This is a genomic window from Pseudomonas mendocina (genome assembly GCF_900636545.1).
GTDB classification, from domain to species: Bacteria; Pseudomonadota; Gammaproteobacteria; order Pseudomonadales; family Pseudomonadaceae; genus Aquipseudomonas; species Aquipseudomonas mendocina.
This window is the reverse complement of record NZ_LR134290.1, coordinates 4,489,966-4,512,816: the sequence shown is the minus strand read 5'-3', so window position 1 is coordinate 4,512,816 and position 22,851 is coordinate 4,489,966. Positions and strand designations below refer to the sequence as shown.

The 22,851-nt window shown below is 62.5% G+C and carries 19 protein-coding genes and 1 tRNA gene; 4 read left to right on the top strand and 16 right to left on the bottom strand.

All coding sequences use genetic code 11. The features are described from left to right. Positions 1 to 81 precede the first annotated feature (81 nt). The gene (locus EL191_RS21105) at positions 82 to 810 is read left to right on the top strand and encodes a LexA family transcriptional regulator (protein WP_041980098.1); all 729 of its coding nucleotides are present in this window, start codon (positions 82 to 84) and stop codon (positions 808 to 810) included. A gap of 290 nt (positions 811 to 1,100) precedes the next feature. Here EL191_RS21105 and EL191_RS21100 read toward each other — a convergent pair. From EL191_RS21100 to rpsU, 5 genes are all read right to left on the bottom strand, one after another. Continuing rightward, positions 1,101 to 1,177, bottom strand: a tRNA-Ile gene (locus EL191_RS21100). 16 nt (positions 1,178 to 1,193) lie between these two features. Further along, a complete protein-coding gene (locus EL191_RS21095; RefSeq protein WP_041980097.1) occupies positions 1,194 to 4,928 on the bottom strand; it encodes an EAL domain-containing protein in 3,735 nt (1,244 codons plus the stop codon). Positions 4,929 to 5,066: 138 nt separating this feature from the next. After that, entirely contained in the window at positions 5,067 to 6,914 is a 1,848-nt protein-coding gene (gene rpoD, locus EL191_RS21090) for an RNA polymerase sigma factor RpoD (RefSeq protein ID WP_013717412.1), read from the bottom strand. 67 nt (positions 6,915 to 6,981) lie between these two features. Continuing rightward, entirely contained in the window at positions 6,982 to 8,982 is a 2,001-nt protein-coding gene (dnaG, locus tag EL191_RS21085) for a DNA primase (RefSeq protein ID WP_017363013.1), read from the bottom strand. A gap of 147 nt (positions 8,983 to 9,129) precedes the next feature. Then, a complete protein-coding gene (rpsU, locus tag EL191_RS21080) occupies positions 9,130 to 9,345 on the bottom strand; it encodes a 30S ribosomal protein S21 (protein WP_003290642.1) in 216 nt (71 codons plus the stop codon). 203 nt (positions 9,346 to 9,548) lie between these two features. Here rpsU and tsaD point away from each other — a divergent pair, with 203 nt between their 5' ends. Continuing rightward, positions 9,549 to 10,574 carry a tRNA (adenosine(37)-N6)-threonylcarbamoyltransferase complex transferase subunit TsaD gene (tsaD, locus tag EL191_RS21075; protein WP_041980094.1) on the top strand — a complete coding sequence of 342 codons (1,026 nt, stop codon included), beginning with the start codon at positions 9,549 to 9,551 and terminating at the stop codon, positions 10,572 to 10,574. Between the two features lie 57 nt (positions 10,575 to 10,631). On the opposite strand, the gene plsY is transcribed toward tsaD, so the two are convergent. Next, positions 10,632 to 11,201 carry a glycerol-3-phosphate 1-O-acyltransferase PlsY gene (gene plsY / locus EL191_RS21070; protein ID WP_041980093.1) on the bottom strand — a complete coding sequence of 190 codons (570 nt, stop codon included), beginning with the start codon at positions 11,199 to 11,201 and terminating at the stop codon, positions 10,632 to 10,634. A 75-nt stretch (positions 11,202 to 11,276) separates the two neighbouring features. On the opposite strand from plsY, the gene folB reads away from it, so the two are divergent. Together folB and folK are read left to right on the top strand one after the other, a co-directional pair. Continuing rightward, positions 11,277 to 11,633, top strand: a complete 357-nt coding sequence (gene folB, locus EL191_RS21065) for a dihydroneopterin aldolase (RefSeq protein ID WP_041980091.1) — start codon at positions 11,277 to 11,279, stop codon at positions 11,631 to 11,633. Further along, positions 11,624 to 12,157 carry a 2-amino-4-hydroxy-6-hydroxymethyldihydropteridine diphosphokinase gene (folK, locus tag EL191_RS21060; RefSeq protein ID WP_041980090.1) on the top strand — a complete coding sequence of 178 codons (534 nt, stop codon included), beginning with the start codon at positions 11,624 to 11,626 and terminating at the stop codon, positions 12,155 to 12,157. Before folB ends, folK begins: the two co-directional genes overlap by 10 nt. 110 nt (positions 12,158 to 12,267) lie before the next feature. On the opposite strand, the gene EL191_RS21055 is transcribed toward folK, so the two are convergent. From EL191_RS21055 to pdxA, 10 genes are all read right to left on the bottom strand, one after another. Continuing rightward, positions 12,268 to 13,497, bottom strand: a complete 1,230-nt coding sequence (locus EL191_RS21055; protein WP_041980089.1) for a multifunctional CCA addition/repair protein — start codon at positions 13,495 to 13,497, stop codon at positions 12,268 to 12,270. A gap of 105 nt (positions 13,498 to 13,602) precedes the next feature. Continuing rightward, positions 13,603 to 14,115, bottom strand: coding sequence for a DUF4136 domain-containing protein (locus EL191_RS21050; protein ID WP_041980137.1), 513 nt, complete (start codon positions 14,113 to 14,115; stop codon positions 13,603 to 13,605). Between the two features lie 61 nt (positions 14,116 to 14,176). Further along, positions 14,177 to 15,742 carry a SpoVR family protein gene (locus tag EL191_RS21045; protein WP_041980088.1) on the bottom strand — a complete coding sequence of 522 codons (1,566 nt, stop codon included), beginning with the start codon at positions 15,740 to 15,742 and terminating at the stop codon, positions 14,177 to 14,179. A 10-nt stretch (positions 15,743 to 15,752) separates the two neighbouring features. Next, complete coding sequence (locus EL191_RS21040; protein WP_017363006.1) at positions 15,753 to 17,024, bottom strand: YeaH/YhbH family protein; 1,272 nt, start codon at positions 17,022 to 17,024, stop codon at positions 15,753 to 15,755. Between the two features lie 84 nt (positions 17,025 to 17,108). After that, on the bottom strand, positions 17,109 to 19,031 hold the full coding sequence (locus EL191_RS21035; RefSeq protein WP_013717402.1) for a PrkA family serine protein kinase: 1,923 nt from the start codon (positions 19,029 to 19,031) through the stop codon (positions 17,109 to 17,111). A 283-nt stretch (positions 19,032 to 19,314) separates the two neighbouring features. Then, positions 19,315 to 19,644 carry a thiosulfate sulfurtransferase GlpE gene (gene glpE / locus EL191_RS21030; RefSeq protein WP_041980087.1) on the bottom strand — a complete coding sequence of 110 codons (330 nt, stop codon included), beginning with the start codon at positions 19,642 to 19,644 and terminating at the stop codon, positions 19,315 to 19,317. A gap of 40 nt (positions 19,645 to 19,684) precedes the next feature. Then, positions 19,685 to 20,503 (bottom strand): symmetrical bis(5'-nucleosyl)-tetraphosphatase, encoded by an 819-nt coding sequence (locus EL191_RS21025; protein ID WP_041980086.1) that lies wholly within the window; start codon positions 20,501 to 20,503, stop codon positions 19,685 to 19,687. Next, a complete protein-coding gene (gene apaG, locus EL191_RS21020; protein WP_041980085.1) occupies positions 20,503 to 20,883 on the bottom strand; it encodes a Co2+/Mg2+ efflux protein ApaG in 381 nt (126 codons plus the stop codon). Before apaG ends, EL191_RS21025 begins: the two co-directional genes overlap by 1 nt. A 29-nt stretch (positions 20,884 to 20,912) precedes the next feature. Further along, positions 20,913 to 21,722, bottom strand: coding sequence for a 16S rRNA (adenine(1518)-N(6)/adenine(1519)-N(6))-dimethyltransferase RsmA (rsmA, locus tag EL191_RS21015; RefSeq protein ID WP_041980084.1), 810 nt, complete (start codon positions 21,720 to 21,722; stop codon positions 20,913 to 20,915). Between the two features lie 113 nt (positions 21,723 to 21,835). Continuing rightward, positions 21,836 to 22,831, bottom strand: coding sequence for a 4-hydroxythreonine-4-phosphate dehydrogenase PdxA (gene pdxA, locus EL191_RS21010; protein ID WP_041980083.1), 996 nt, complete (start codon positions 22,829 to 22,831; stop codon positions 21,836 to 21,838). Between the last annotated feature and the right edge of the window lie 20 nt (positions 22,832 to 22,851).

Sequence of the window (22,851 nt, the reverse complement as noted above, 5' to 3'; positions counted from 1 at the left end):
TGGTCAAAGCCCGTTTTTGCGGTTCCGATTCTCTTTTATGCGACCTCATGGGCGATTTTTAGATAAATCTGAGATAAATCAATGAGTTACGAAGAATCGGAACAGACCAAAGAAGGCGCAAATTCGGTTCCTTTTCCCAGCAAAGGAATCGGAACACGCATTGAAGCGATAGCGGACCTGTTCGAATCCCGTAAACAGGCTGCCGCGATGGCTGGCGTAGCCGTATCGACCCTGCAGAGGTGGCTGGCAGAGGAAGGCATGCCGTCCTTCGACTCCCTGGCCCGCCTGGCTATGGCAAAGGGCGCCTCGCTGGACTGGGTGGCCACAGGTCATGGCAGCATGCTTGGTGAGACCCAGATAGCAGAACCTCAGAAGCAGGAAGATGATGAGGATATGTACGCGTACGTTCCGCTCTATGACGCCCGCTGCAGCGCAGGGAGCGGTGCATGGAACGAGCGATGCCGCGTGCTGGTAAACCTGTCGTTCACGCGCTACAGCCTGCGCAAAAAGGGTCTGCAGCCCGCGTTCCTGGCGTGCCTGCGTGTAGACGGCGATTCGATGGTGGGGCTGCTTGATGACGGCGATACGGTGATGATCGACCTGAGCCGCAATACTCTGGAGGGTGAGGGTGTCTATGTGGTGATGCTCGATGACCACCTATACGCCAAGCGCCTGCAGCGCCAGTTTGATGGCTCGGTGCGAATCATCAGCCACAACAAGGAATATGACCCGATGACCGTCCCCAAGGATCGGCTGGGCGAGCTGCAGATCATCGGTCGCGTTGTATGGGCTGGCGGCTGGATGATCTGAAAGGGTTATGCCAAATAGCTGCGAAATCAGGGCTACCAGGGGTAGGCCGGCCCGTTCCAGCCTTCGCAGCCTTTTGGCATAGACTGAACCTGCCGGGCCTGCGCCGTCCGGGGCTTTCCGGCTTTATCCGGCTTCTTCCGCCACCATTCGGCCCTATGCCAAACCTATAACCCCCTCACATTAAAGCCGACCGGGCAATAAGGGCAAAGGTTCAGGGGAAATCAGAGATTGCGATGCTCAGCTAACCGGACTGAGGAATACAAAAGCCGCGCAATGCGCGGCTTTGAAGGTGGTGGGCCCACACGGACTCGAACCGTGGACCAAAGGATTATGAGTCCTCTGCTCTAACCAACTGAGCTATAGGCCCCCAGAAGGCCGGCGGATTATACCGGTGCGCTCTCGCCAGCGCCAACCGCTTGACCTGGCGGGAGAAATTTCCGGGCGAAGGTGTCGGCCGAGAGTGGGCGGCTGAGCACGTAGCCCTGGATCTGCAGGCAGCCTTCGGCGGCCAGGCAGAGTTCCTGAGCCTTGGTTTCCACGCCTTCGGCGATCACCGTCAGTTGCATGCTGTTGCCCAGGGCGATGATGGCGCGGGTGATCGCCAGGTCGTGCGGGTCGTCCGGCAGGCCGCGGACGAAGGACTGGTCGATCTTCAGTACGTCCAGCGGTAGGCGTTTGAGGTAGCTGAGCGAGGAGTAGCCGGTGCCGAAGTCGTCGATCGCCAGTTGCACGCCGAGTTGCTTGAGACGGTGGAGGATGTCCAGCGCTTCCTCGGCCTGGTTCATGATGAAGTTCTCGGTGATCTCCAGCTGCAGCAGTTCCGGCGCCAGGTTGTAGCGTTGCAGCAGGGCGCTGATACGCGGTAGCAGGCTGGGCTGGTGCAGTTGCGCGCCGGCGAGGTTGACCGAAAGGGCGCCGAAGCCGCGGCCGCTTTCCTGCCATTCCTGCAACTGGCGGCAGGCCTGTTCCAGCACCCAGTCGCCCAGCGGCAGGATCAGCCCGCTTTCTTCGGCCACCGGGATGAAACGATCCGGCGGGATGTCGCCGAATACCGGGTGCGGCCAGCGCACTAGGGCTTCGGCGCCCACCAGGCTCTGGCTGCGCAGGCAGAACTTGGGCTGGTAGTAGAGGCACAGCTCGTTGCGTTCGAGGGCGCGGCGCAGTTCCTGTTCCATGGCCATGCGTTCGTTGACCTGGAAGGTCAGCGAGCGGGTATAGAACTCGCAGCGGTTTCGTCCCTTGGCCTTGGACTGGTACATGGCCGCGTCGGCGTTCTTTACCAGGGTGGCCACATCCTGGCCGTCCGTGGGGTAGAGGCTGATGCCGATGCTGGCACTGATGAAGAACTCGTGGTTGTCGAGCTGGAACGACGCGTCAAAGCATTCGAGCAGTTTCTGCGCGATCTGCTCGGCATCCTGCGGCTGGTGCAGGCCGGGCAGCAGGATGATGAATTCGTCGCCGCCGAGGCGGGCCACGGTGTCGATGTCGCGCAGTTGCAGGCGCAGACGCTCGGCGATGGCCTTGAGCAGTTGATCGCCGACCGGATGGCCAAGGCTGTCGTTGATCTGCTTGAAGCGGTCGAGGTCGAGAAACAGCACGGCGCCGAGCTGGTCATCGGCGCGCGTGCCGTCCAGAGCGCCGCGCAGGCGATTTTCGAACAGCAGGCGGTTGGGCAGGCCGGTCAGCGGGTCGTGGTGGGCCTGATGATCGAGACGCGCCTGGGCATGCTTGAGGCTGGAGATGTCAGCGAATACGCCAACGAAGTGGGTGATCTGGTTGTCGCGGTTGCGCACGGCGCTGATGGTCAGCCACTCCGGGTACAGCTCGCCGTTCTTGCGTCGGTTCCAGATCTCCCCCTGCCAGTGTCCGTTGGCCGCGAGGCTGTGCCACATGGCTGCGTAGAAGGCTTTGTCGTGCTGGCCGGAGGAGAGCAGGGTGGGGCGCTGGCCGAGGGCTTCGGCCTCGCTGTAGCCGGTGATCTGGGTGAAGGCGCGGTTGACCGCGGTGATGCGCTGTTCGAGGTCGGTGATCAGTACGCCTTCGGCGGTGCTTTCGAAGACGGTGGCGGCCTGCTGCAGCTCTTCCTGCATCTGCTGGCGTTCGGTGATGTCGCGGGCGATGGTCAGCAGGCATTCCTCGCCATTGATGGACAAGGGCTGCGCGGAGAGTTCGCAGAGGCGCAACTGGCCGCTCTTGGTGCGCACCGGGGCGATCATGTCGCGCACGCTGCCGTGCTCGCGGATGCACTGCACCATATTCTCGCGGTCCTTCGGGTCGGCCCAGATACCCAGGCTGAGCGTGCTCTGCTCGCCGTCTTGGTCGAAGCTGTGGCCGGTGATGTGGCTGAAGCCTTCGTTGGCTTCGATCAGCCGGCCGTCGCGCATGCGGGTGATCAGCAAGCCATCGGGCGAGGCATGGAAGGCCTTGGCGAACTTCTCCTCGGATATCTGCAGTTGCTGCTGGGTGCTCTTGAGCTGGCTGATGTCGCGCACCACCATGACCAGCGCCGGGGTGTTGTCGAGGATGTACGGGCTGGCGGAGATGAGGCCGATGAACAGGCTGCCGTCGGCGCGGCGAAAGGGCAGTTCCAGATTGCGTAGGCATTCGTCCTGCAGGCGCAGCAGCAGGCTCGGGCCAATGCCGGGCACGCCCCAGAGGTCGAGCTCGGTGGCGGTCTTGCCGACGGCCTGTTCGATGCTGATGCCGGTCTGCTCGGTGAAGGCGGTATTGACCTCCAGCAGCACGCCGTCGGCTCGCCGGGCAATGATCAGGATGTCCGGGCATTGCTGGAACACCGAGGCGAATTTCTGTTCCGACTGGCGCAGCGCCTGCTCGGTCTGCTTGGCTTCGCTGATGTCGATCATCAGGCCGCGAATCACCTGTTGGTCGCTGCGTTGTAGCAGGGTGACGATATCGCGGACCCATACGATGCGCCCGTCGGCGGCGAGCAGCCGGTATTCCAGCGCGTGGTCTTTGCCGGCAGAGGATTGCTCGAGGCAGTCGCGCAGGGTGCGCTGATGATCGTCGGGGTGCAGGTGGCGCTGCCAGAAGCCGGGCTCGAGCCATTCGTGCAGGGGGTAGCCCAGCAGTTTTTCCGCGTGCGGTGACACGTAGGTGTAGGTGAGCCCGCTCGATTCGGTTTCCCAGGTGATGGCACAGAGGCTCTCGACCATGTCGCGAAAGTGCTGCTCACGGCTGCGCAGCTCCTGCTCCAGTGCCACGCGGTTGCGCATTTCGCGTTTCAGTCGGCGGTTGATGCTGAGGATGGCGGCAATGATCGCCAACAGGCCGAACACGGCTGGCAGGCCATAGAGCAGGATTTCGTGCCAGGCGTCGCGCGTGTCCAGTACGTTGCCGACCCAGGGGGCTTGCAAGGCGGCGATTTCCTCGGTGCTGAGCTCGGCGAAAAGTTTGTCGAGAATGCCGACCAGCATGCTCTGCCCACGCGGTACGGCCATGGCCAGTTGATAGCGGTAGGGCGTCTCGCCGCTGATATAGATGCCGTCGAGCTTGAGCTGGCGCAGGCTCCAGACGCTGGATGCGAGGTCGCCGACCATGGCGTCGGCCTGGTTTGTGGCCAGTGCCTGCAACGCGGCGGCCACACTCGGCAGCGCCAGCAGGTTGAGGTCGGGGTGATGCTGGCGCAGCAATTCATGCGGTGCATAGTCGGTGACCACTGCGACCTTGAGGCCGTACAGGTCTGTTAGCCGCTTGGGCTGTGGGCCGCCGTTGCGCGCCAGGATGATGATGGGGAAGTCCAGGTAGGGACGGGTGAAGCTCAGGTATTCCTGGCGCTCGGCGGTCGCCATCACGCCGGGTAGCAGGTCGACCTGGCCCCTGCTTGCCTGTTCCAGTATCGCGCTCCAACTGCCTTGCTCGACGGGGCGAAAGGTCACGCCGAGACGCTCTTCGATCAGGCGCACGTAGTCGGCGGTCAGGCCGTGGTACTGACCCTGGTCGTCGCGAAACTCGAAAGGTGGCCAGGCAGCATCGACACCCAGGCTCAGTTCGGGATGAGCCGCCAGCCAGGTGCGCTCATTCTCGTTGAGTGTCAGGGCCAGGGCGGGGGTCACCCAGTACGCCAGGCACAACAGCAAAATGGCCGGCAGGCGGGGCATAACGGCCTCGTTTCAGGATCGATATGGTCGCAGTGTAGACCGGCCAATGCGGGGATGGCAGTTTGATTGCGACGCCTGCGCAGGCGCCATGCCGGAGGCGGAAAGCAGAACCCCCGGCCTGGGCCGGGGGTTCTGGTATCACTCGTCGAGGAAGGAGCGCAGATGCTCGCTTCGCGTCGGGTGACGCAGCTTGCGCAGCGCCTTGGCTTCGATCTGGCGGATACGCTCGCGGGTAACGTCGAACTGCTTGCCCACTTCCTCGAGGGTGTGGTCGGTGTTCATGTCGATACCGAAGCGCATGCGCAGGACCTTGGCTTCACGGGCAGTGAGGCCGGCGAGGACTTCGCGAGTGGCTTCCTTGAGGCTTTCGACCGTGGCTACGTCGATCGGGGACTGCATGGTGCTGTCCTCGATGAAGTCGCCCAGGTGCGAATCTTCGTCGTCGCCAATCGGGGTTTCCATGGAAATCGGCTCTTTGGCGATCTTCAATACCTTGCGGATCTTGTCCTCGGGCATTTCCATACGCTCGCCCAGCTCTTCCGGAGTGGGCTCGCGGCCCATCTCCTGCAGCATCTGACGGGAGATGCGGTTGAGCTTGTTGATCGTCTCGATCATGTGCACCGGAATACGGATGGTGCGCGCCTGGTCGGCAATCGAGCGGGTGATCGCCTGGCGAATCCACCAGGTGGCGTAGGTCGAGAACTTGTAGCCGCGGCGGTATTCGAACTTGTCCACCGCCTTCATCAGGCCGATGTTGCCTTCCTGGATCAGGTCGAGGAACTGCAGGCCACGGTTGGTGTACTTCTTGGCGATGGAGATCACCAGACGCAGGTTGGCCTCGACCATTTCCTTCTTGGCGCGGCGAGCTTTCGCCTCACCAATGGACATGCGACGGTTGATGTCCTTGATCTCGGCCAGGCTCAGGCTGCATTCGGCTTCCAGGTCGGCCAGCTTCTGCTGGCAGCGTTGGATGTCGCCCTGCAGGTTGCCTAGGGCTTCGGCGTACTTGGCCTTGCCCTTGGCCAGGTCGGCGGCCCAGTCCATGTCGATTTCGTTGCCCGGGAACAGGCGCAGGAAGTCGGCACGCGGCATGCGCGCATCACGTACGCACAGCTGCATGATGGCGCGCTCTTGCGCACGCAGGCGGTCGAGGGCATCGCGCACCTGGGTGACCAGGGCGTCGTACTGCTTGGGCACCAGCTTGATCGGCATGAACAGCTCGGCCAGGGTGGCCAGCTCTTCGATGGCCTGCTTGCTGCCGCGACCGTGCTTCTTCAGGGCCTTCTGGACTTTTTCCTGCTGCTCGGCCACGGCGGTGAAACGGCGAGCCGCTTCTTCCGGGTCCGGGCCGCCATCGCCTTCTTCTTCCTCGTCGTCGCCGCTCTCGTCTTCTTCTTCGTCGTCGCTTTCTTCAGCGGCGGCGCCTTCCTTGACGGGAACGGGGGCGGCGGCTTCGTCAGGCACGCTGCCGTCATCCGGGTCGATGTAGCCACTGAGGACTTCGGCCAGGCGGCCGCCTTCGGTGGTGACGCGGTTGTATTCGGCGAGGATGCCGTCGACAGTGCCGGGGAAGTGAGCGATGGCGCTCATGACTTCGCGGATGCCTTCCTCGATGCGCTTGGCGATTTCGATTTCGCCTTCGCGGGTCAGCAGTTCCACGGTACCCATTTCGCGCATGTACATGCGCACCGGGTCGGTGGTGCGGCCGATATCGGTCTCAACGGCGGCGAGGGCGGCAGCGGCTTCTTCGGCTGCAGCCTCGTCGGTGTCGGCTTCGGCCAACAGCAAGGCGTCCGCATCCGGAGCACTCTCGAATACGTTGATCCCCATGTCGTTGATCATGCGGATGATGTCTTCCACCTGTTCCGGATCGGAAATGTCTTCCGGCAGGTGGTCATTGACCTCCGCGTACGTCAGGTAACCCTGCTCGCGACCACGGCTGATCAATTCTTTCAAACGAGATTGCTGTTGCGCTTTTACGGACATAACACCCTATCCACTGAAGGTCTTGGCGGGCTGAAAACAAGCCGAGGATTATACCTCGGTTTTGGCTTTAGGCGCCAGTTGGGGACTTGCTGCTCGGTGAGGAAGTGAGGCTGTAGTGCTCTCTGAGCAATGTCTTTTCCTCGTCTGTGAGCTCGCTGGGGCTTTTATGAATGATGCTGCGGAGCGCCTTTTCACGCCGCCTCTGCGATTGACTGTTTGCAAGTGTAGTAATGGTGTCGAAAAACTGCTGTTCAAGGTTGTCGCCCTGAATCAGCCATTCCTTCTCCGCCAGTGCCCGCAGCAGACGGCCCTGTTCGGTGCCGTGCCAGCGAGCGATCAGTTGCAGCGAACGCAGGTTGGGCGTTTTCTGCAGGGCACCGACCAGTGCTACCAGAAGTTGCGCGTAGGTGTCCTCTTCGTCGGCGAAGTGGCTGACATCCTCGACCTTTTGCGCCAGCTGCGGATGGTGCAGCAAGGTGCGCAGAGCGATCAGATGTGGTGATTCGACGCTCACCGCGGTGCGCGGGGCACGTGGTGCGAAATCGCCCTTGCCCTTCTTGCTCCATTTGCCACCGTCTTTCTTCCAGCTGCCTTTGCCGCCTTCGTTTTGGCGCTCGTAGTGCTGTTGTTGAGGCGGGGCGGGCTGCTCGTAGCCGCCGACATCCGGCAGGCTGTCGTAGTAGGCGCTGTCGGGAATGTCGCCGTAATCCGGGTAATCGCTGCTGGGGGCGTGGCTGGGCGTGCTCGGCGCATGGCTGCGTGGGGCGCTGGCAACCTGGTTCATGGCTTCGCCGGAAAGGCCGGTGAGCTCGCTCAGGCGCTGGCGCATCAGCGCGCGCAGGTTGTTGCCGGGGATCTTGTCGATCAATGGCGCGGCCAACGTCACCAGGTGCGCCTTGCCTTCCAGTGAGCGCGGGTCGGCTTCTTCGCAGAGCTGTTGGAAGAAGTAGTCGGCCAGCGGCTGGGCGTGCTGGTTGATGCGTGCGCGGAAGGCGTCGGTGCCTTCGGCACGCACCAGGGTGTCCGGGTCCTCGCCTTCGGGCAGGAACAGGAAGCGCGCGCGGCGGCCGTCCTGCAGGCTCGGCAGGGTGGATTCTAGCGCGCGCCAGGCAGCGTTGCGTCCGGCGGCGTCGCCGTCGAAGCAGAACAGCACGCTGGGCACGATGCGGAACAGGCGCTTGAGGTGTTCTTCGCTGGTGGCCGTGCCGAGAGTCGCCACGGCATTGCGCAGGCCTTGCTGGGCGAGGGCGATGACGTCCATGTAGCCTTCGACCACCATGATCTCGTCAAGATCACGGTTGTGCTTGCGCGCCTCGTACAGGCCGTAAAGCTCCTGGCCCTTGTGGAATACCGGGGTCTCCGGCGAGTTCAGGTACTTGGGCTTGTCGTCGCCCAGTACGCGGCCGCCGAAGGCGATCACCCGGCCGCGGCTGTCGCGGATGGGGAACATGATGCGGTCGCGGAAGCGGTCGTAGCGCCTGCCGTTCTCGGCGTTCTCGATCAGCAGGCCGGCGTCGATCATGACTTTCTGTTGCAGGGCGTCGGCACCCAGCTGCTTGAGCAGGTTGTCCCAGCCGGGCGGGGCGAAACCGATGCCGAAGTCGCGGGCGATCTCACCGGTCAGGCCGCGGCCTTTTAGGTAGTCCACGGCGTACTTGCGCTGTGGATGGCTCTTCAGCGCCTGGCGATAGTGCTCGGCGGCGGCATTGAGCAGCGGGTAGAGCGGTGAGTCGACGGGCTGCCTGGGTTTGTGTCCGCGGCCGCTTTCCTCACGTGGTACATCCATGCCGGCGCGCTTGGCCAGCTCCTCGATCGCCTGGGGGAACTCCAGTTGATCGTGGTCCATGACGAAGCCAAGGGCATTGCCGCCGGCACCGCAGCCGAAGCAGTAGTAGAACTGCTTGTCCGGGCTGACCGTGAAGGAGGGGGTCTTTTCCTTGTGGAAAGGACAGCAGGCGCTGTAGTTCTTGCCGGTCTTCTTCAGCTGGATGCGCGAACTCACCACATCGACGATGTCGGTGCGGTTGAGCAGGTCATCGATGAAGGATTGCGGGATCAGGCCGGCCATAGACGCTCAGCATACTGCCCGGCGCAAGCGCTGGACAACGGATGGGTAGAAAAGCAAAAACTCCGCTTACTCGCTAAGGCGCGAGGCGGAGTCTTTAAAATGCAATGCCCGGCCTGAGCCGGGCATTCGAGCGTGGCGTGTACGGTATTAGTACAGGCGAACGCTGCGGCGCTGTTCGCGCTGCACTTTCTTGGCGTGACGCTTAACAGCGGCAGCGGCTTTGCGCTTACGCTCAGCGGTCGGCTTTTCGTAGAATTCGCGGCTGCGAACTTCAGCCAGTACACCGGCTTTTTCGCAGGAGCGCTTGAAACGACGCAGGGCTACGTCGAAGGGTTCGTTCTCTTTAACTTTGACGGCTGGCATCCAGGTCGTACCTATCTTTAATTACCGGTTTCAACGCGTGCCCGGCAGATGGCTCGGGATGCGTCGGTTTTCAAGGGTTGCGGATGTTACCGCCTCGCCGCGCGGAATGCAAAGCCCTTAGGTCGAAAAGCGCTGGTCGCTCCGCCGGGCGGCGCTTATCATGCGCGCCTTTGTTCTATGCGGCAAACCAAGGTTCAAGCTCTATGCTCGTACTGGGATTGGAAACTTCCTGCGATGAAACCGGCGTCGCGCTCTATGACAGCGAGCGTGGCCTGCTGGCTGATGCCCTGTTCAGCCAAATCGACTTGCACCGTGTGTATGGCGGTGTGGTGCCCGAGTTGGCCTCGCGTGATCACGTCAAACGCATGCTGCCGCTGATCCGCCAGGTGCTGGATGAAGCCGGCAAGCAGGCCAGCGATATCGATGCGCTGGCCTACACGGCGGGTCCCGGCCTGGTCGGGGCGCTGCTGGTGGGCGCTTCCTGCGCGCAGGCGCTGGCATTCGCCTGGGGCATTCCGGCTGTCGGTGTGCACCATATGGAAGGTCATCTGCTGGCGCCGATGCTGGAAGAGCAGCCGCCGGCCTTTCCGTTCGTCGCCCTGCTGGTGTCCGGTGGCCATACCCAGCTGGTGCGGGTCGATGGCATCGGCCAGTACCAACTGCTCGGCGAGTCGCTGGATGATGCAGCCGGCGAAGCCTTCGACAAGACCGCCAAGCTGATGGGCCTGAATTACCCCGGCGGCCCGGAGATCGCCAAGCTGGCCGAGCAGGGTACGCCGGGGCGTTTCGTCTTCCCGCGGCCGATGACCGATCGGCCGGGCCTGGATTTCAGTTTCAGCGGTCTGAAAACCTTCGCTCTGAATACCTGGCAGCAATGCCGCGACAATGGCGACGACCTCGACCAAGCCCGGCGCGACATCGCGCTGGCCTTCCAGAAGGCGGTGGTTGAGACTCTGACCATCAAGTGCAAACGTGCGCTCAAGCAGAGTGGGCTGAACAGCCTGGTCATCGCCGGCGGCGTGAGTGCCAACAAGGCGCTGCGCGAGCATCTGGAACGTATGCTGGGCGAGATGAAGGGCAAGGTGTTCTATGCGCGGCCGCGTTTCTGTACCGACAATGGCGCGATGATCGCATACGCCGGTTGCCAGCGTTTGCTGGCCGGGCAGCATGAAGATCTGGCGATCAAGGTGCAGGCGCGCTGGCCGATGGAGTCGCTGCCGGCGATTTAACCAGATGCTTGCTCTGTAGGAGCGGCTTCAGCCGCGATTTGCGTTCTGACAGGTTGCCTAAAAACGCCGCTCGCGCCCGGCGAACAAATCGCGCAGGTTGCTGCGGTGACGCCACACGATCAACCCGGTCAATACGCAGGCCGGCAGCAAGGCCGCCGGTTGTTGCCAGGCCAGCAGCGGTAGCGTCAGCGGTGTGGCGATCAGCGATGCCAGCGAACTGGTGCGGGTGAGCAGGAACACCAGTGCCCAGGCAGCCAGCGCGAGCAAGGCCGCCGGCGGATAGAGACCGAGCAACATGCCGGCGGCAGTGGCGACGCCCTTACCGCCGCGAAAACGGAAGTACAGCGGGTAAAGGTGGCCGACGACGGCCGCCAGGCCGATCCAGGCCTGCTGATGCAGGCTCAGGCCGAGCAGCTTGGCGATGAGGATCGGCAGCAGGCCCTTGAGCAGGTCGCCGATCAGCGTCATGACGGCGAGCTTCTTGCCGGCCACGCGCAGCATATTGGTGGCGCCGGGGTTGCCCGAGCCACTGGCACGCGGGTCCGGCCCGCCAGCGAGTCGGCTGAGCAGGATGGCGAAGGACAACGAACCGAGCAGGTAGGCAAGGATTGCCAGAAGCCAGAACATGGTGGCCATTCCAGGGCATGGGGTGGCCCGATTCTAACGAGGTGCAGCGCCCTTGTCGTGGCGCGGAGAGTGCGGGTGGACAGAGTATTTATCGAGGGGCTGGAAGTCGACACGGTGATCGGCGCTTACGATTGGGAGCGCGACATTCGCCAGTGCCTGCGTCTGGACCTGCAGATGGGCTGGGACAACCGCCCGGCCGCAGCCGGTGATGACCTCAACCTGGCGCTCGACTATGCCAGCGTGTCCACGCGTATCCAGGCCTTTGCGACCGAATCGCAGTTCATTCTGGTCGAGACCTTTGCCGAGCGTCTGGTGCAGCTTCTGATGGACGAGTTCAACATACCCTGGATACGCCTGAAGCTGACCAAGCCCGGTGCAGTGCCGGCCGCACGTGGCGGCGTAGGTGTGGAGATCGAGCGCGGATGCCTCTGACTCGGGTCTTTCTCGGCCTCGGCAGCAACGTGCAGCGCGAGGTTCATCTATGTGCCGGGCTCGATGCACTGGCTGGTGTGCTCAGCGATATGCGCTGCTCGCCGGTTTTCGAAAGCCATGCGGTGGGCATCAAGAGCGGAAATTTCTTCAATCTGGTGGTGGTTGGCGAAACCGAGCTGCCGCTGCTGGAACTGGACCGCCGGCTGAAGTTCATCGAGGCTGATAACGGCCGCTACGCACCGGACCGCAAGGGCCTGCCGCTGGATATCGATGTGCTGCTGTATGGTGAACAGGTCGGCAACTTCAACGGCCTGATCCTGCCGCGCGCGGAAATTCTCAAGAACGCCTTCGTGCTCTGGCCTCTGGCCTTGCTGGCACCGCAGGTGTGCCACCCGGTGGATGGGCGTTCGTTCGCCGAGCTCTGGGCGTCGGCGCAGATCGATCAGCAGTTATGGCCAGCGGCCTTCCAGTGGCGCGGTGTCGAGCTGACGCCGGCCGAGTTGCTGCAGGCGCGCTCTTCGTAGCCCGGATGCAATCCGGGCTACGGGTTGGCGTTGACCGGTAGGAGCGGATTTATCCGCGAAAAGGCGGCTGCGGAGTTTCGCGGCTGAAACGGAATGCCGCCCAGCCGCTCCTACGCGATGTGCTGTTCTTTGTAGGTCTTGAGCGCCTGCAGGCGTTCGCGGTTGAGCGCCTCGCCCAGCTCCGCGCCTTTGAATCCCTTCTCCAGTAGCGGTTTGACCGCCACCTGGCGCGCCACCTCCGCGGCGCCCAACAGGTAAGCAGCTTGTGGATAATCGCGCTGTTCCAGGCCCTGGCGGCCACGGGCATCCATCTCGCAAGCGGCGACGAACTCGGCGAAGCGTTGCGGGCGGCGGAACACGTCGAAGCGCTGTAGCAGCTCGAGCAATGTCGAGGGGCGCAGTTCCAGTGCGCGGTGGCCGTGGGTATGGAATTCACCCACCAGCATTGCCAGTTCGGCGCAGTCGCGCGGTGCCTTGCAGCGCTCATTGATCGTCTGGATCAGGCGCAGCCCCTTATGTTCATGAGCGATATGCCGCGGCCATTCGGCCTCTGGCGTCAGCCCCTTGCCGACATCGTGCAGCAGGCAGGCCCAGCGCACGTTGAGCGGCTGGTCGTGCTCCGCACACTGGCGAAGCACGCTCAGCACATGCACACCGGTGTCGACTTCGGGGTGATGCGTCTGTGGTTGCGGCACGCCGAACAGCTTATCCGCTTCCGGCAGCAGGGCGGCCAGCGCGCCGCAGTCGCGTAGCACCTGGATGAATACATCCGGGCGCGGCTCCATCAGCGCGCGAGAGATTTCCTTCCAGCTGCGTTCGGCGGTGAGATGACCCAGTTCGCCGGACTCTGCCAACTGACGCATCAGCGCCAGGGTTTCAGGCGCAACGCTGAAATCGAGCGGCGCATAGCGTGCGGCGAAGCGGGCAACACGCAGTACGCGTAGCGGATCTTCGGCGAAGGCCGGGGAAACGTGACGAAGCAGGCGGGCCTGAAGATCCTGCTGACCGCCATAAGGGTCGATCAGCCGGCCATGATCGTCCTCGGCCATGGCGTTGACGGTCAGGTCGCGGCGGATCAGGTCTTCTTCCAGCGTCACGTCCGGGCTGGCGTGAAAAGTGAAACCGCCATAGCCGCGGCCGCTCTTGCGCTCGGTGCGGGCCAGGGCATATTCCTCACCCGTCTGCGGGTGCAGGAACACCGGAAAATCGGCGCCCACCGGGCGATAACCGAGCTCTAGCATCTGTTCTGCGCTGGCGCCGACCACGACCCAGTCCACTTCACTGACGGGACGGCCGAGCAGGCGATCGCGTACTGCTCCGCCGACTTTGTAGATCTGCATGTGTGTTCCTCCACTGAGCGCAGAGGATAGCGGCTGGTCGGGACTGGGAGGTAGCCCGGATGCAATCCGGGACGTTCGCGCGGATATCCCCGGATTGCATCCGGGCTACGGTGTGGCTAGCGGAATCTGCTCGGTCAGCACTTGCACGGCGCGCTCCAGCAGCTCGGCGCTGTCACGTGCAGGGCTCAGGCCGGTACTGATCACGCCTTCCCAGAGTATGAGCTGGTCGAGATCGGTCAGGCGCAGGCGCAAGGTACCGGTTTCGTCACGCAGGTGATGGATGGCCTGATAAGAACCGAGCGGGTTCGGTGGCGGCGCGTCGACCTTGAACAATAGCGGACCATCCTGCACGGCCAGCCAGTAATAGACGCGTAGTTGTGGCTGTTGGCTTTCGTGGTAGCCACGGGCCGAAAGGCCGTGGCGCAAGAGTTGTGGCAACTGGCGATAGCGCTCGGGAAAGGGCGAGTCGCCCTCCAGGCTGGCCTGTGGGTCGATCAATTCGAAACCATAGCGTCCGGCAAGTGAGGCATCGGCAGGGCTTAGGATGCGTGCCTGGGGGATGTGGCTGGCACAAGTGGCCAGCCCCAGGCACAACAGAATGACGAGGAATAGGCGCATGCAGGGCATCTCGCGGAGTCTGCCTGCGATGCTGAGGGCTTGGGCCATGACCGGCAACCGATCAAATGGGTGGAATGATCAGGTCCAGCCGCGGGTATTCGTTGTCGTTCTCCGAGCTGCCGCGTGGTGGCACATGCTGAGTGGTGATCAACTGGTCGCCCTGGCATACCTCTAGGTGGATATCGAAACCCCATAAGCGATGCAGGTGCTTGAGCACCTCGCCGGTGGAGTCGCCCAGTGGCTTGCGGTCGTGCTGCTGATGGCGCAGGGTCAGCGAGCGGTCGCCGCGGCGGTCGATGTTCCAGATCTGCACGTTGGGCTCGCGGTTGCCCAGGTTGTACTGGGCGGCGAGCAGTTCACGGATGGTGCGGTAGCCGGGTTCGTCATGAATGGCAGGCACCACCAGTTCGTCCTTCTGGTCGTCATCGAGGATGCCGAACAGCTTGAAGTCGCGGATCACCTTGGGCGAGAGGAACTGCAGGATGAAGCTCTCATCCTTGAAGCTGGTCATGGCGAACTTGAGGGTGGTCAGCCAGTCGCTGCCGGCGATATCCGGGAACCAGCGTTTGTCCTCCTCGGTCGGGTTTTCGCAGATACGGCGAATGTCGCGGTACATGGCGAAGCCCAGGGCGTAGGGGTTGATGCCGCTGTAGTAGGGGCTGTCGAACGGTGGCTGGTAGACCACGCTGGTGTGTGATTGCAGGAACTCCATCATGAAGCCGTCGGTGACCAGGCCTTCGTCGTACAGGTCGTTCATCAGGGTGTAGTGCCAGAAGGTGGCCCAGCCTTCGTTCATCACCTGGGTCTGGCGCTGCGGGTAGAAGTACTGGGCGATCTTGCGCACGATGCGGATCACCTCACGCTGCCAGGGCTCCAGCAGCGGCGCGTGTTTTTCCAGGAAGTAGAGGATGTTTTCCTGCGGTTCGGCCGGGAAGCGCTTGCTGTCCTTCTCGCCGCCCTTGTCCGCACTTTTGGGAATGGTGCGCCAGAGGTCGTTGATCTGCTTCTGCAGGTGCTCTTCACGGTCTTTCTGCCGGCGCCGTTCTTCTTCGGCGGAGATGGGGTAGGGCCGTTTGTAGCGGTCGACGCCGTAGTTCATCAGGGCGTGGCAGGAGTCGAGCAACTCCTCCACGGCGTCGATGCCGTAACGTTCCTCGCACTGCATGATGTACTGCTTGGCGAACACCAGGTAATCGATGATCGAGCTGGCATCGGTCCAGGTGCGGAACAGGTAGTTGCCCTTGAAGAAGCTGTTGTGGCCATAGCAGGCATGGGCGATCACCAGGGCCTGCATGCAGATGGTGTTCTCCTCCATTAGGTAGGCGATGCACGGATCGGAGTTGATCACGATCTCGTAGGCCAGGCCCATCTGCCCGCGCTTGTAGCCCTTTTCGGTGGCGAGGAAGTGCTTGCCGTACGACCAGTGGTGGTAGCCCAGCGGCATGCCGACCGAGGCGTAGGCGTCCATCATCTGCTCGGCGGTGATCACTTCGATCTGGTTGGGGTAGGTGTCCAGCGCATAGCGTTCGGCGATGCGCGCGATTTCCTTGTCGTATTGGCGGATCAGGTCGAAGGTCCATTCCGAGCCGGTGGAGATCGGCTCGCGTTTTCTCGTGCTGGCATTCATGGCTTGGCCCTCAACTCACCAGGCGACGCTGGAACAGTTCGCGGAACACCGGGTAGATGTCCGCGGCGGACACCAGTTGCTGCTGGGCGAAGCTGTCGGCGAAGGCCGCGGCCACCTGTTCGTACTCGAACCACAGCGCCTGGTGCTCACGTGGGGTGATCTCGACGTAGGTGAAGTACTGCACGAACGGCATGATCTGGTTGATCAATATATCCCGGCATACCGGCGAGTCGTCGTTCCAGTTGTCGCCGTCCGACGCCTGGGCGGCGTAGATATTCCATTCGTTGATTGGATAGCGCTCGGCCATCACCTCCTGCATCAGCTTCAGGGCGCTGGAGACGATGGTGCCGCCGGTCTCGCGGGAGTAGAAGAACTCCTCCTCGTCCACTTCCTTGGCACTGGTGTGGTGGCGGATGAACACCACGTCGATCTTGTCGTAATTGCGCTTGAGGAACAGGTACAGCAGGATGAAGAAGCGCTTCGCGACATCCTTCGTGGCCTGGGTCATGGAGCCGGAGACGTCCATCAGGCAGAACATCACCGCCTTGGAGCTTGGGTTGGGCTGCTTGGTCAGCAGGTTGTACTTGAGGTCGAAAGTGTCGAGAAACGGCACGCGATGGATGCGCGCGCTGAGCCGCTCGATTTCCTCCTGAATGGCCTGAATATCGCCGAAGTTGTCCGGCTCTTCCCGTCGCAGTCGCTCCAGTTCTGCCTTGGCTTCGCGCAGCTTGGCGCGGCTGGAGCCGGACAGGGCGATGCGCCGTGCATGCGCCGAGCGCAGGGTGCGCACGATGTTGATGCGCGAAGGGTTTCCCTCGTTGCTGATGCCGGCGCGCACGGTCTTGAAGGTGTCGGCGCCGGTGAGGTGGCGCTTGACCAGGTTAGGCAGCTCCAGGTCCTCGAACATGAAGTCGAGGAATTCCTCCTGGGTGATCTGGAACACGAACTCGTCCATGCCTTCGCCGGAGTTGCTCGCCTTGCCACTGCCTCGTCCGCCGCCACCGCCTTGTGGGCGAGGAATACGTTCGCCGGTGGTGAATTCCTTGTTGCCGGGGTGGACGATGGTCTGCTTGCCGCCGCGACCATGATGCAGCACCGGTTCGTCGATATCTCGGCCGGGAATGCTGATTTGCTCGCCGTGCTCCATGTCGGTAATGGAGCGCCGGCTGACGGCTTCCTCTACCGCCTTCTTGATGTGCTCACGGTAGCGCCGCAGAAAACGCTGGCGGTTCACCGTGCTTTTGTTCTTGCCGTTGAGGCGTCGGTCGATTACGTAGCTCATACAAGCCCTCCGGGCGCTGCAGGCCTCAGGCCCCAGGCTGCAAGCGCTTTCGCCTGGAGCCTGCGGCCTGCCGCCTGAGGCCGCTTACTGCGATTTACGTACGCGCAGATACCACTCCGACAGCAGGCGTACCTGTTTCTCGGTGTAGCCGCGCTCGACCATGCGTTTGACGAAGTCGTTGTGTTTCTGCTGATCCTCCTTGCTGCCCTTGGCGTTGAAGCTGATGACCGGGAGCAGGTCCTCGGTGTTGGAGAACATCTTCTTCTCGATCACCACGCGCAGCTTCTCGTAGCTGAGCCAGGTGGGGTTCTTGCCGTTGTTGTTGGCGCGGGCACGCAGCACGAAGTTGACGATCTCGTTGCGGAAGTCCTTCGGGTTGCTGATGCCGGCTGGCTTCTCGATCTTCTCCAGTTCTTCGTTCAGCGCCACGCGGTTGAGGATTTCGCCCGTTTCCGGGTCGCGGTATTCCTGATCTTGGATCCAGAAGTCTGCGTACAGCACGTAACGGTCGAAGATGTTCTGCCCGTACTCGCTGTAGGACTCCAGGTAAGCGGTCTGGATTTCCTTGCCGATGAACTCGATGTAACGTGGCGCCAGGTATTCCTTGATGTAGCGCAGGTAGCGCTCGCGTACTTCGGCGGGGAACTGCTCCTGCTCGATCTGCTGCTCCAGCACGTAGAGCAGGTGTACCGGGTTGGCCGCCACCTCATGCGGGTCGAAGTTGAACACCTTGGACAGGATCTTGAAGGCGAAGCGGGTCGACAGGCCGTTCATGCCCTCGTCGACGCCAGCGCTGTCGCGGTACTCCTGGATCGACTTGGCTTTCGGGTCGGTATCCTTGAGGTTCTCGCCGTCGTAGACGCGCATCTTCGAGTAGATGTTGGAGTTCTCCGGCTCCTTGAGGCGTGACAGGGTGGAGAATTGGGCGAGCATCTTCAGCGTGTCCGGGGCGCAATGGGCCTTGGCCAGCGAGCTGTTGATCAACAGTTTGTCGTAGATCTTGATCTCGTCGGTCACCCGCAGGCAGTAGGGCACCTTGACGATGTAGATACGGTCGATGAAGGCTTCATTGTTCTTGTTGTTACGGAAGCTGTGCCACTCCGATTCGTTGGAGTGGGCCAGCAGGATGCCGCTGTAGGGGATCGCGCCGAGGCCTTCGGTGCTGTTGTAGTTGCCTTCCTGGGTGGCGGTCAGCAGCGGGTGCAGCACCTTGATCGGCGCCTTGAACATCTCGACGAATTCCATCAGGCCCTGGTTGGCCCGGCATAGAGCGCCCGAGTAGCTGTAGGCGTCGGCGTCGTTCTGCGGGTATTCCTCCAGCTTGCGGATGTCCACCTTGCCCACCAGGGCGGAGATGTCCTGGTTGTTCTCGTCGCCCGGCTCGGTCTTGGCCACGGCGATCTGGTTGAGGATCGAGGGGTACAGCTTGACCACGCGGAACTGGCTGATGTCGCCGCCGAACTCCTGCAGGCGCTTGGTGGCCCACGGCGACATGATCGAGCTGAGGTAACGGCGCGGGATGCCATAGTCCTCTTCGAGAATGGCGCCGTCTTCGGTGGCGTTGAACAGCCCCAGTGGCGATTCGAACACCGGCGAGCCCTTGATGGCGTAGAAGGGCACCTTCTCCATCAGTTGCTTGAGCTTCTCGGCCAGCGAGGATTTACCGCCACCCACCGGACCCAGCAGGTAGAGGATCTGCTTCTTCTCCTCCAGGCCCTGCGCGGCGTGGCGGAAGTAGGAGACGATCTGGTCGATGCATTCTTCCATGCCATGGAAGTCGGCGAAGGCCGGATAGCGGCGGATCACCTTGTTGGAGAAGATGCGCGACAGCCGTGGATCACTGGAGGTGTCCAGCAACTCCGGCTCGCCAATGGCCATCAGCAGGCGCTCGGCCGCAGTGGCGTAGGCACTGCGATCCTGCTTGCACAGTTCGAGGTACTCCTGCAGCGAGTACTCCTCCTGGCGGGTCGCCTCGAAACGTTGTTGGAAGTGACTGAAAATGCTCATGACTTCACCTCGCTCGATGCTGAAAGCTGGCTCGGGATCGGTCGTGCATGCAGGTGCTGGGTGGCGCCGGCTCCGAAGAAGTCGGGAACTATCCCCCAAAACCTAAAAGTCGTTACCGATGGCCCGATGCCGGTTGGCCGGCTCTACCTTCAGTGGGATGGCCTGAGTAACAGAATAGTTCGTTCTGCAGAGCGTCAAGGGCGGGACAACGATAACTGGATGTTACCGTGCATCGGGAAGTGGCGGCAGGCCAGAGCGGACGCGGCCTGCCGCATGAAGAAATTTATTCTTCGGAACTCTGGGCCGTCTCGCTTGGGTAGGTGGCGCGCCAAAGCTCGAAACCGCCATCGAGGCTGTACACTTCAGAGAAACCCTGGCCTGCAAGATAAGCCGCCGCGCCCTGGCTGGAGTTGCCGTGGTAGCACGAGACGATCAGCGGCGCATCGAGGTCGGCATGAGTGATGAAGTCATGCAGCGAGTGGTTGTCCAGATGACGCGAGCCGCAGATATGACCATTGGCAAAACTGTGCGGGTCGCGGATGTCGACCACCACGGCACCCTGGGCACGCAGTTCTTGCGCCTGTTGCGGGGAAATACGCTTGAATTCGCTCATGTTCGGGCCTTCGAGTGATTCTTGAGTGCGCCTCGGGCGCTTATTCCTTGGGACAGGTGCAGCGGCGAAGTTCTCCGCTGTCGACGTCGAGCAGGGTCATTGCGCCGCCCCAGACGCAGCCGGTGTCCAGCGCGTAGAGGCCTGGTTCGGTGCAATTGCCTTCCAGCGCCGCCCAGTGACCGAAGATGATCTTCTCGCCACGCATCTTGCGTTGCGGGTGGCTGAACCATGGGGCGAAGCCGGGAGGCGCGTTGTCGACGCCTTCCTTGGTTTTGAGGTCCAGTGTGCCGTCTGCCTTGCAGAAGCGCATGCGGGTGAAATAGTTGGTGATGACCCGCAGGCGGGTGACGCCATGCAGTTCCTTGTTCCACTTGGCTGGCTCGTTGCCGTACATGCCATCGAGAAACAGCGGGAGGCGAGCATCGTCGCGCAGTGCTTCTTCGACCTCGGCGGCGCGGCGCAGCGCTTTGCTCAGCGTCCACTGTGGCGGGATACCGGCATGTACCAGGGTCACCTTGCGTTCGGCATCGTGGTGTACCAGTTTCTGCATGCGCAGCCAGTCGAGCAGGTCGTTGCGGTCCGGGGCGTCGAGAATCTCGCGCAGGGTGTCGCCCTTCTTCAGGCGTTCGATGTTGTGCGCTACCGCTAGCAGGTGCAGGTCATGGTTGCCCAGCACACAGCTGACTGCCTGGCGGATGGAGTAGAGGAAGCGCAGGGTTTCCAGCGACTGTGGGCCGCGGTTGACCAGATCGCCCACCAGCCAGAGCTGGTCGTTCGCGGGATCGAACGCTACCTGCTCGAGCAGGCATTTGAGCGGTTTCAGGCAACCCTGCAGGTCGCCGACAGCATACACCGCCATCAGTGCAAGGCCCCGGGTACTGCCAGGCGGAACGGCGCGATGGTTGCGTCGAAGCGCTTGCCGTCTTCGGCGAGCATCTGGTAACTGCCCTGCATGGTGCCGACCTGGGTGGTCATGACCGTTCCGCTGCTGTAGGTGTGGCTGGCGCCCGGCTCGATATGCGGTTGCTGGCCGATCACACCGGCGCCGCGGACTTCCTGCACGCGGCCGTCGCCATCGGTGATGATCCAGTGGCGCGACAGCAGTTGCGCCGGCAGCTCGCCGTTATTGACGATGGTGACTGTGTAGGAGAACGCGTAGCGGTTCTGCTCCGGCTGCGATTGCGCAGCCAGATAGCGGGTGGTGACGCTGACGTCGATCTGATAGCGAGGGTCGTGCATGCGCGTGATCCGTTAAGCGTAAATGCAGTTTAGTCCTGCGCAGCGGAGGGCTGCAGAGCCAGTTGGTCGGCCAGGCGAACGAAGGCGGCCAGATCCAGCTGCTCGGGGCGCAGACTGCCGTCGACACCGGCAGCCTCGATGGCTTCGGCCGGTAGCAATTGCTTGAGCGTATTGCGCAGGGTCTTGCGGCGCTGGTTGAAGGCCTCACGTACGACGCGCTCGAGCAAGCGATAATCCTTCGCCGGGTGCGGCAGGGTTTCATGCGGGACCAGGCGCACGATGGCCGAGTCCACCTTGGGCGGCGGGTTGAAGGCTCCGGGGCCGACGTTGAACAGGTGTTCCACGCGGCAGTGGTACTGCACCATGATCGACAGGCGGCCCCAGTCGCCACCACCTGGGCCGGCGGCCATGCGCTCGACTACTTCCTTCTGCAGCATGAAGTGCATATCGCGAATCAGCGGCGCGTTGTCCAGCAGATGGAAAATCAGCGGCGTGGAGATGTTGTAGGGCAGGTTGCCGACTACGCGCAGGCTGCGGGGTGCCGCTTCGAGGCGGGCGAAGTCGAACTTCAGTGCGTCGCCCTGATTCAGGCGAAAACGCGGATTGGCGCCGAACTTGTTCTGCAGGATGGGAATCAGGTCGAGGTCGAGCTCGATCACGTCGAGTTGTGCGCCGCTGCCGAGCAAACCTTCGGTAATGGCGCCCTGGCCTGGGCCGATTTCCAGTAGGCGCTCATCTTCCTTGGCACGAATGGCGCGCAGGATGCGGTCGATCACTCCGGCATCATGCAGGAAGTTCTGGCCGAAGCGCTTGCGCGCGCGGTGTTGGTATTCGGACATGTGCGGCTCCGCGGAGCGCCTCGATACGCAGGTTTCGAGGCTGGATGCAAAAAAGAAAGTCGCACAGTCTACCAGCGAATGGTGCCGCGGGTGCGGACCATGGCCTCAGAGGTTCATTGCTTGCGGCTGGCGGCCATCTGGTAAGCGGTTTCCAGCGCTACCTGTAGGCTGCCGATGTCAATCTTGCCAGTGCCGGCCAGATCCAGCGCGGTGCCATGGTCTACCGAGGTACGGATGATCGGCAGGCCCAGAGTGACGTTCAGTGCTGCGCCGAAACCCTTGAATTTGAGCACTGGCAGGCCTTGGTCGTGGTACATGGCCAGCACGGCATCGGCATGTTCGAGATACTTCGGCGTGAACAGGGTGTCCGCTGGCAACGGGCCGATCAGGTTCATGCCTTCCGTCCGAAGGTGTTCCAGCGTCGGCTCGATGATCTCGATTTCTTCACGACCCAGGTGACCGCCTTCGCCCGCGTGTGGGTTGAGCCCGCAGACCAGGATGCGCGGCTCGGCGATGCCGAACTTGCTTTGCAGATCGCCGTGCAGAATACGCGTGACGCGCTCCAGACGCTCGGCGGTGATTGCGGCCGCAACATCCTTTAGCGGTAGATGGGTGGTAACCAGCGCCACACGCAAGCCGCGGGTCGCCAACATCATCACGACCTGCTCGGTGCGGGTCAGCTCGGCGAGGAACTCGGTGTGACCAGAGAAGGTGATGCCCGCCTCGTTGATCACGCCTTTGTGCACGGGGGCGGTGATCATTCCGGCAAAAGTACCATCCAGGCAGCCCTGACCCGCGCGGGTGAGGGTTTCGAGCACGTAGGCGGCGTTGGCAGGCATCAGTTTGCCTGGCGCAGCGGGCACTGCCAGTGGCGTATCCCAGACATACAGGGTGCCTGCGGGCGCCGGGCGGTCCGGCCAGTGCATCGGGCCTACCTCCATTAGCAGGATATCCAGCCCCAGTTGTCCTGCGCGCTCAGCTAACAATTGGCGGCTGGCGATGACGACCAGGGGCGCTGGCTGGGCCTGCTGAGCCAGCAGCAGGCAGAGATCGGGGCCGATGCCGGCGGGCTCGCCTGGAGTGAGGGCAAAGCATTGCTGCGCAGTCATGGTCGTTCTCTGTCTGTATG

Coding starts and splice junctions, on each gene's coding strand:
- rpsU (WP_003290642.1), bottom strand. CDS start 9,345: ATGCCAGCCGTCAAAGTTAAAGAGAACGAACCCTTCGACGTAGCCCTG.
- rpoD (WP_013717412.1), bottom strand. CDS start 6,914: ATGTCCGTAAAAGCGCAACAGCAATCTCGTTTGAAAGAATTGATCAGC.
- EL191_RS21105 (WP_041980098.1), top strand. CDS start 82: ATGAGTTACGAAGAATCGGAACAGACCAAAGAAGGCGCAAATTCGGTT.
- dnaG (WP_017363013.1), bottom strand. CDS start 8,982: ATGGCCGGCCTGATCCCGCAATCCTTCATCGATGACCTGCTCAACCGC.
- EL191_RS21035 (WP_013717402.1), bottom strand. CDS start 19,031: ATGAGCATTTTCAGTCACTTCCAACAACGTTTCGAGGCGACCCGCCAG.
- EL191_RS21025 (WP_041980086.1), bottom strand. CDS start 20,503: ATGGCGGTGTATGCTGTCGGCGACCTGCAGGGTTGCCTGAAACCGCTC.
- EL191_RS21055 (WP_041980089.1), bottom strand. CDS start 13,497: ATGCAGATCTACAAAGTCGGCGGAGCAGTACGCGATCGCCTGCTCGGC.
- EL191_RS21040 (WP_017363006.1), bottom strand. CDS start 17,024: ATGAGCTACGTAATCGACCGACGCCTCAACGGCAAGAACAAAAGCACG.
- EL191_RS21050 (WP_041980137.1), bottom strand. CDS start 14,115: ATGCGCCTATTCCTCGTCATTCTGTTGTGCCTGGGGCTGGCCACTTGT.
- EL191_RS21045 (WP_041980088.1), bottom strand. CDS start 15,742: ATGAATGCCAGCACGAGAAAACGCGAGCCGATCTCCACCGGCTCGGAA.
- glpE (WP_041980087.1), bottom strand. CDS start 19,644: ATGAGCGAATTCAAGCGTATTTCCCCGCAACAGGCGCAAGAACTGCGT.
- pdxA (WP_041980083.1), bottom strand. CDS start 22,831: ATGACTGCGCAGCAATGCTTTGCCCTCACTCCAGGCGAGCCCGCCGGC.
- EL191_RS21095 (WP_041980097.1), bottom strand. CDS start 4,928: ATGCCCCGCCTGCCGGCCATTTTGCTGTTGTGCCTGGCGTACTGGGTG.
- rsmA (WP_041980084.1), bottom strand. CDS start 21,722: ATGTCCGAATACCAACACCGCGCGCGCAAGCGCTTCGGCCAGAACTTC.
- apaG (WP_041980085.1), bottom strand. CDS start 20,883: ATGCACGACCCTCGCTATCAGATCGACGTCAGCGTCACCACCCGCTAT.
- tsaD (WP_041980094.1), top strand. CDS start 9,549: ATGCTCGTACTGGGATTGGAAACTTCCTGCGATGAAACCGGCGTCGCG.
- folK (WP_041980090.1), top strand. CDS start 11,624: ATGCCTCTGACTCGGGTCTTTCTCGGCCTCGGCAGCAACGTGCAGCGC.
- plsY (WP_041980093.1), bottom strand. CDS start 11,201: ATGTTCTGGCTTCTGGCAATCCTTGCCTACCTGCTCGGTTCGTTGTCC.